Origin of the sequence: Hyunsoonleella rubra (genome assembly GCF_042684665.1) — a bacterium.
Lineage (GTDB): Bacteria > Bacteroidota > Bacteroidia > Flavobacteriales > Flavobacteriaceae > Jejuia > Jejuia rubra.
On record NZ_JBHULY010000039.1, the window covers coordinates 477,034 to 485,146 of the forward strand.

Below are 8,113 nucleotides of genomic sequence, written 5' to 3' on the forward strand. Positions count from 1 at the left end.
TTATGAAAGCGAGCTTCCATCCGTACACCTTGAAATTTAAACAAGCCAGTGGTACTTCCAGAGGTATTTTAAAGGCTAAGGACACTTGGTTTTTAATTTTGGAAAGTGAGGGTAAAAAAGGAGTAGGGGAGTGCGGTATGTTTCGTGGGCTTTCGGTGGATGACCGGCCAGATTTTCAGGAAAAACTGCAATGGGTTTGTGAAAACATAAACTTAGGGCTCGATATTTTGGTCAGCGAACTTGTCGAACTGCCGAGCATTCAATTTGGTTTGGAGATGGCATTTAAATCCTTGGACAGTGCAAACGGATTTGACTTAATTCCTTCTGAATTTACAAAGGGAAAAGAAGGAATTCCAATCAATGGTTTGATTTGGATGGGGAGCGAATCATTCATGAAAAGGCAAATTAAAGACAAAATCAAAGCAGGTTTCACATGTATCAAAATGAAAATTGGTGCCATTGATTTTCAAACTGAAATCGATTTGTTGAAATCCATTAGAAAGGAATTCACCTCAAAAGATATGGAATTAAGAGTAGATGCCAATGGAGCCTTTTCTCCGCAAGAGGCATTGGAAAAATTAAAAATTCTGTCCGACCTCGATTTACACTCCATCGAACAGCCCATAAAACAGGGACAAGTAGAGCAAATAGCTAAATTATGTGAGATAGCGCCTTTGCCCATTGCTTTGGACGAGGAATTAATCGGCGTGTTTTCTGTAACAAAAAAGCAGGAGTTGCTACAAACTATCCGACCGCAATACATTATATTGAAGCCAACCTTGGTGGGCGGATTTCAAGGCAGTGACGAATGGATTTCAATTGCGGCACAGCACAAAATAGGGTGGTGGGTCACGAGTGCCTTGGAAAGCAATGTGAGTTTAAATGCTATTGCACAGTACACGTATAAAAAGCAAAACCCTTTGCCTCAAGGACTAGGAACGGGAGGTTTGTTTACCAACAATTTTGATTCGCCGTTGGTAGTACAACATGGAAATTTGCGTTATAATGCAACAAAACAGTGGAAATTTAACTTATAGATTATGTATATAGAACAGGCATACAAAGGCTTAACGGATGCATGGCGCTACATTATTGGAGGCGCGATTATATTTGTGGCATGGCAGGTTATCGGGATGATTCCCTTGGGCATAGCCATTTTTATAAAAGTGGCCGAAGGTGGTGAAATAGCAATGGATATTCCCGGAATGGTATCACTTCTGGGAGAAAACCTGTTTTTATTTTTGATGCTGATTTCCTTTGCCGTTGGTTTGATCGGGGTATTTGTCAGTTCAAAATTGTTGCACAAATTGTCTATCAAGGACTTGACCACGACAAGAAGAAAAATCGATTGGAAGCGGTTTTGGTATATCTTTATTTTATGGGGCGTGGTATCAAGCATTTTTGTGCTGATAGACTATTATTTTATTACCCCGGAAGATTACGTTTGGAATTTTGAGATGAAACCTTTTTTGATCTTGTTGGCGATAGGTGTCTGTTTATTGCCGTTGCAGACTAGTTTTGAGGAATATGCCTTTAGAGGCTACGGCATGCATTTTTTGGGGACATTGTTTAAAAATAGATGGTTGCCACTTGTAATAACATCGGTTGCCTTCGGTTTGCTTCATATTTTCAATCCAGAAGTAAAGCAATTAGGCTACGTTATTATGGTCTATTATATTGGCACGGGATTGTTCTTGGGCATCATCACTTTGATGGACGATGGGCTGGAATTGGCGCTCGGTTTCCACGCAGCCAATAATTTATTTACCGCGCTATTGGTGACTGCGGATTGGACAGCCTTACAAACCCACAGTATACTTAAAGATATAAGTGATCCCGCGGAAATGGCACTTACGGAAATATTTGTTCCTGTGTTCATCATCTTTCCAATACTTTTATTTATTTTGTCTAAGAAATATGGCTGGACCAACTGGAAGGACAAATTGCTTGGGCCAGTGGTGGAACCACCAAATGAAGATTACAAAATTATTGGAGAAGAATAAATATGATTCCAGATTATACCAAGGTACACAACAGATTTAAGTTAGAAGGTCACCATTACAACTATGAAGATTTAATGGAGGTAGCCTATAGTTTCGTTAAGGAAGGCTATCCCTATCAGCAGCAGCTCGGACTTTTCCTTTTGGATTGGCTGGACAAAAAGGATTATATAAAAGTAAAAACGTCTGGTTCTACAGGAAGACCAAAAACCTTAAAGATTAAAAAACAGGCTATGGTCAATTCAGCCATTATGACCGGTGATTTTTTCAACCTATCCCCAGGCAAAAAGGTATTGAACTGTTTACCTTCCAATTTTATCGCTGGGAAAATGATGATGGTCAGGGCAATCATCCTTGGTTTGGAAGTAGATATGGTAGTACCCTCTGCACTTCCCAGAATCGACTACGAAAAGGATTATGATTTTTGCGCTTTCACGCCAATGCAGTTAAAGAATTTTGCAAAATATTTAAAATCCATCAAAACGGCTATTGTAGGCGGTGGTCGTGTATCCAGTCACATTAAAGAACTAATTAGGGACAAGAAACCACAGATATATGAAACTTATGGCATGACGGAAACCGTTTCCCATATTGCCGTAAAAAAACTGAATCATTTAAAAGGTGATGATACGGATCGGTATTTCACCACCTTACCAAATATTAGTATTTCGCAGGACGACAGAGGGTGTTTGGTGATTGATGCACCCAATTTGGCTGATGATAAAATTATAACGAATGATTTAGTAGAAATTCATTCCGATAACCAATTTGAATGGATCGGTAGAATCGACAATGTGATTAATACCGGAGGTATCAAAGTATTCCCGGAGCAAATAGAGGAGAAGCTACAGGACAAAATGCAAGGCCGTCAATTTTTTATTCATGGTATTGAAGATGACACTCTAGGCTATAAAGTGGTGATGGTTGTCCAAGGTAAGGAAGGTGATTTGGACGACACCCTATTTGTCGATTTGGAAAAATATGAGAAACCCAAAGACATTTTATTTACCAGAAAATTTAAGGAGACGGCTTCCGGGAAAATCCATCGTGCGAATACCATAAAGTATATTTTAGGCTAAAGAGCTATAGTCTAAATTTTTAATTTTCGTCATTGCGAACGCAGTGAAGCAATCTAGTATTAAGTCTTCATAAATGAGATTACATCGTCCTTCGTACCTCACTCCTCGTAATGACAGCAAAGGATTAAACGATTAATCACTCGCCGTCTCTTCCATAGTGTGATACACATTCTGTACATCATCATCCTCTTCCAATTTTTCCAAAAGCTTTTCTACATCGGCCATTTGCTCCGCATTTAAAGGTTTGGTCACCTGCGGAATACGCTCAAATCCAGAAGACAAAATCTCGATATTGTTCTCTTCCAGATAACTTTGAATTTTTCCAAAACTTTCAAAAGGCGCATAAATCATCACACTGTTCACCTCATTGCCATCGGCATCTTCATCGGTGTCCTCAAAAATTTCTTCCACACCAAAGTCGATCAATTCCAATTCCAATTCCTCCAAATCCAAACCTTCACCTACAATTTTAAAATTACAGGTGTGGTCAAACATAAATACCACAGAACCTGAGGTGCCTAAACTCCCATCACATTTGTTAAAATAACTGCGCACATTGGCAACAGTTCTGGTATTATTGTCCGTGGCGGTTTCCACTAAAACGGCAATACCGTGTTGTGCATAGCCTTCAAAAATCACTTCTTTATAATCGCCTTGACTTTTATCACTGGCCCGTTTTATGGCGCGCTCAATATTATCCTTGGGCATGTTTACAGACTTCGCATTCTGTATCACCGCCCTTAATCGGGAATTGCTATCCGGGTCAGGGCCTCCTTCTTTTACGGCCATTACGATATCCTTGCCGATACGCGTAAAGGCTTTGCTCATGGCCGACCAACGTTTCATTTTTCGTGCTTTCCTAAATTCAAAAGCTCTTCCCATAATCTAAAGTTAAAAAGTTGTAAGTATTTAAAGTGCCTAAAGTTTTTCAACTAAGGCTCACAAATTTAAAAAAATATTGAATTAACGAGCTACTGTCAGTTCGAGTGATTCCGATTTTTTTTGTCGGAATTGTATCGAGAACTATGTTTTAGATCAAAATTTTGATTCTCGATACAAATTTTGCTCATTCCAATCACAAAATTCACTCGAATTGACAAAATTTTACCAAAATACACAACGGGTTGCATTAATATTTAAGTGCTGTAAACTGTGACTGCGACTGCCTACTGAAATCATTCATCCACAGGCTCTACAATCATCTCAATGGCTTCGGCTAGTTTAAAATCCTTATTGGTGACGCCACCAGCATCGTGTGTTGACAACGAAATAGAAAGCACGTTATACACATTGCTCCAATTCGGGTGGTGGTTTTGGGCTTCACATTCAAAGGCAATACGGCTCATGGCACTAAAGCAGTCCTTAAAGCTGTCGAATTCAAATTCGGCATGAATGGCATCGTCAAAGTATTCCCAATCGGGAAAGCGCAATAGTTTCGCTTCTATTTCTTGTTCTGAAAGTTTACTCATTTTCTAAAATATTTGTAATTGTCACTTCGAGTGAAATTCTGGAAGAATTTTGTATCGAGAAGCTATGCTTTAGAGCAACCCATGGTTCTCGATACAATTTCATCAAAATGAAATCACTCGAACTGACATAAATTTTTTCTAAATCCTGTTACTAATTTAGCCCAATTTTTTCGTTTTACAATTCAAAATTCTCAAAATGCAAAAGATACGCTACAATTTCAATTCCTTCAACAAATCCTGGCTTTGCAACTGCAAATGCTTCGGTAGCTTGTTGAGTTTTGGCAAAACCGCTAAATATCTGTCGTTATTTGTGGTATAAACGCGCTTATAGGTGGCTTTCCACGGCAAATTCAATGAATTGATGATGTCCTCAATAAACTCGTCATGATGCACTAAATCCGTACTGCCTAAGTGGAAGATGCCCCATTTATTACGATTGATGATATAATGAATTTGCTGTGTCACTTTAGAATCCGTGGTGACATTCATAATCAAATTTGGAAATATTTCAATAGGTTCTTTTTCCTTTATCAATTGAACGATCTCCGTAATTCGAGGGGATTGGCTACCAAATACCATGGGCAAACGTATAATAGCCACTTGTCTTTTAGGCAAGCGCAACAACATGTTTTCAATTTTTATTTTGAAATGTCCGTAAATACTATTGCTATAGGTTTTATCGGCCTCGTAACTTGGGAATTTCGAATAGGCATCAAACACATTGGCAGAGGAGAGGAAAATCAACCTGATTTTATGACTGAACACATATTCCGAAAGATGCTCGTGCAATAACCATTGTTTTGAAAAATCACCACGCAACGCAGAAATGATAATCGTGGGTTTCACAATATCCAGAATTTCATAAATATCATCTTCCTCAATATCATATTGAAAAAAGTGATGGTTCTTTTCAAGTTGCAGATTTGAAGTGCGATAGGTACCGAACGTCCTGAAATAGGAGCAGAGTTCCTTGTAAATGGCACCGCCCAAAAAGCCACTGCCTCCAAGAATCAATATTTTATGTTTATGTGCCTGCTCCGTCCCTTTCATTCGTCAAAAATTTAGGTTAACCCTTGTAAAATGGAAGTTTTACAACAGTAGCAGGAATGGCTTTTTTTCTAATTTGAATATTGATTTTACTACCAGGATCTGCAAAAATAGGAGGGACGTAGCCCAAACCAACACCCTTGCCTAAAGAAGGTGCCATGGTGCCGGAAGTGACGTTTCCAATCGTATTGCCATTACCATCCACAATATCATAACCCTGACGTGGAATGCCACGTTCGTCCAGTTCAAAACCGACCAATTTACGTTCAGGACCTCTTGCTTTTTCTGCCTTTAAAGCTTCGGAATTAGTGAATTCCTTAGTGAATTTGGTAATCCAGCCCAAACCAGCTTCAATGGGCGAGGTGCTGTCGTCAATATCATTGCCGTATAGGCAATAGCCCATTTCCAAACGCAAGGTGTCCCGTGCGGCCAAACCAATAGGTTTGATGCCAAAATCCGCACCAGCTTCCAATACCTTGTCCCAAATTTGTTCAACTTCACTGTTTTTGCAATAAATTTCGAAACCACCGCTACCGGTATAGCCCGTTGCCGAAATAATCACATAATCGATGCCAGCAAAATCGCCTACCACAAAATTGTAGAATTTGATAGCTGATAAATCTTCACTCGTTAAAGATTGCATCGCTTCCACAGCTTTTGGGCCTTGAATGGCGAGTAGGGCATAGTCGTCACTTAAATTGCGCATTGTAGCGCCCTCATCATTTTTGGACTGAATCCAGTTCCAATCCTTTTCAATATTACTGGCGTTGACCACCAATAAATAGGTGTCTTCCTTAACGCGATAAATGATTAAATCGTCCACAATACCGCCAGTATCGTTGGGCAGGCAACTGTACTGGGCTTTACCAATGGTTAATTTTGAAGCATCGTTGCTGGATACTTTTTGAATCAAAGCCAAGGCCTGTGGGCCTTCAATCAAAAATTCGCCCATGTGGGACACGTCAAACACACCAACGGCATTGCGAACCGTGTCGTGTTCAATGGTAACACCTTCATATTGTACGGGCATTTGGTAGCCCGCAAAAGGCACCATTTTTGCCCCTAGGGCTACGTGGGTTTGATATAAAGCTGTCTGTTGCATTCTAATGGTCTTTTGTCAATATATACACAATGAGGAAACAAATTAATAGGATGCTAAAGCCCACAACAATTGCGGTTTTAGTTTTAAGGGATGAAACGAAGTCTTGAATCGTTGCTCCCAAAAACTTTATAATACCTACTAAAATGTTTTCCATAACAAGCGTAGCAAATGTATTGAAATAAAAAAGATTTAGAAATATTTGGAAAGATGAAGTATTACAGGGTATAAAATATTCTATTTTACATAATGTAAATTATAGAGCATTTATAACAAATTGACACAGGCTTGCATTTTACATAGTTGCCGATATAATATTTTATATCGCAAGCAATTGTGTAAAAGTCAATTTGTGGCATGAAAATTCAAATTACTTTTCCAGCCGCATCAACTCGCAGATTCACAAAATTGATACACAATTATCCATCGCTAGCCAACCTGCCTGCCGGCAGGCAGGCACCAAAATAAAAGCTAACCTTTTTGCGCTGTATTAAAAATCGCGTATCTACCTGTCGGCAGACAGGATCGATAAAAATATACGACACAAAATATTTTACGCGATTCTCGTAAGCTTGCCATAAATAAGAGTATAAAAATATCATTAGTGGCTATTATTTATGAATTTTATCATGACAAGGCTCACATATTGAAACTAACCATTTTATTGGTTCTTTCCCTATATTTCTCTTCGCATATTTTTTATGATGAACTTGTGTCGCTCGTGCACCGCAATAAACACAACGCCAATTATCCCTTTTGAGAACCACATAACGTTTACGTTTCCATGCATCAGATTTAAGATAAACATTTCGGTAATAGTCTCGACGCCGTTTACGCTTAACAATAAAAACCCAACGTTTAACCAACCAAGCAACTACTCCAATAATTATTATGAGTAATACATTGTAATCCATACATCATAATTTATCAATCATATTCTCTAAAGCATATATTCTTAACTCTGGAATTGCGTTTGAAAATACGCTAATTTCCCAATTAGATAAATGCTCTAACATCACGTCATTGCTTTTAAATATAGAATTTGGATTTAAAAAGACCGTAGATGGAATTAGATATAAAACTTTCGCTTCGCTATCAATTAATAGAACTAAACCAATTAAAAGATTTTCGCTTAAATCGCCTAAATCATGTTTTGGAATTTTAATGCTTCTTTCTGTACCAAAATCAATAGATTGAAAGAAAAATTGATAAGAATTACCATTAATAGACTTGATATTAAAGTCTACTGCTTCTCTCCCACTTTCATTATTTATAACTTCAAATTGAGCTTTTTTAAGCTCTGATTTCATAAAGTTTAATACGTTTTCATTGACAGTATTCATAGATTACAAGAACCCGTTGTGCATTTTAAATAATGCTAGTTTTAATATTGTTGATATTTCTATCAAAGACAAACCT

Annotated in this window: 9 protein-coding genes; 3 read left to right on the forward strand and 6 right to left on the reverse strand. The window is 38.2% G+C overall.

Features of this window, described 5'->3' with window-relative positions; translation table 11 throughout:
* The first annotated feature begins 2 nt into the window (after positions 1–2).
* From ACFSR8_RS16410 to ACFSR8_RS16420, 3 genes are read left to right on the forward strand one after another with little or no spacing between them, the layout of a single operon-like run.
* Entirely contained in the window at positions 3–1,037 is a 1,035-nt protein-coding gene (locus ACFSR8_RS16410; protein ID WP_380294030.1) for an o-succinylbenzoate synthase, read from the forward strand.
* 3 nt (positions 1,038–1,040) lie between these two features.
* Positions 1,041–2,003 (forward strand): CPBP family intramembrane glutamic endopeptidase, encoded by a 963-nt coding sequence (locus ACFSR8_RS16415; protein WP_380294032.1) that lies wholly within the window; start codon positions 1,041–1,043, stop codon positions 2,001–2,003.
* Positions 2,004–2,005: 2 nt separating this feature from the next.
* Positions 2,006–3,079, forward strand: a complete 1,074-nt coding sequence (locus tag ACFSR8_RS16420) for an AMP-binding protein (RefSeq protein ID WP_380294034.1) — start codon at positions 2,006–2,008, stop codon at positions 3,077–3,079.
* A 132-nt stretch (positions 3,080–3,211) separates the two neighbouring features.
* Here ACFSR8_RS16420 and ACFSR8_RS16425 read toward each other — a convergent pair whose 3' ends face one another.
* The 6 genes from ACFSR8_RS16425 to ACFSR8_RS16450 form a co-directional block, all read right to left on the reverse strand.
* Complete coding sequence (locus tag ACFSR8_RS16425; RefSeq protein WP_380294036.1) at positions 3,212–3,961, reverse strand: YebC/PmpR family DNA-binding transcriptional regulator; 750 nt, start codon at positions 3,959–3,961, stop codon at positions 3,212–3,214.
* Positions 3,962–4,254: 293 nt separating this feature from the next.
* Positions 4,255–4,548 carry a 4a-hydroxytetrahydrobiopterin dehydratase gene (locus tag ACFSR8_RS16430; RefSeq protein ID WP_380294038.1) on the reverse strand — a complete coding sequence of 98 codons (294 nt, stop codon included), beginning with the start codon at positions 4,546–4,548 and terminating at the stop codon, positions 4,255–4,257.
* A 210-nt stretch (positions 4,549–4,758) separates the two neighbouring features.
* Positions 4,759–5,598, reverse strand: coding sequence for a sugar nucleotide-binding protein (locus tag ACFSR8_RS16435; RefSeq protein ID WP_380294040.1), 840 nt, complete (start codon positions 5,596–5,598; stop codon positions 4,759–4,761).
* Between the two features lie 16 nt (positions 5,599–5,614).
* Positions 5,615–6,697 (reverse strand): glycine cleavage system aminomethyltransferase GcvT, encoded by a 1,083-nt coding sequence (gcvT, locus tag ACFSR8_RS16440; RefSeq protein ID WP_380294042.1) that lies wholly within the window; start codon positions 6,695–6,697, stop codon positions 5,615–5,617.
* A 608-nt stretch (positions 6,698–7,305) separates the two neighbouring features.
* Entirely contained in the window at positions 7,306–7,608 is a 303-nt protein-coding gene (locus ACFSR8_RS16445; RefSeq protein WP_380294044.1) for an HNH endonuclease, read from the reverse strand.
* 3 nt (positions 7,609–7,611) lie between these two features.
* Positions 7,612–8,004 (reverse strand): hypothetical protein, encoded by a 393-nt coding sequence (locus ACFSR8_RS16450; RefSeq protein ID WP_380294046.1) that lies wholly within the window; start codon positions 8,002–8,004, stop codon positions 7,612–7,614.
* Positions 8,005–8,113 lie beyond the last annotated feature (109 nt).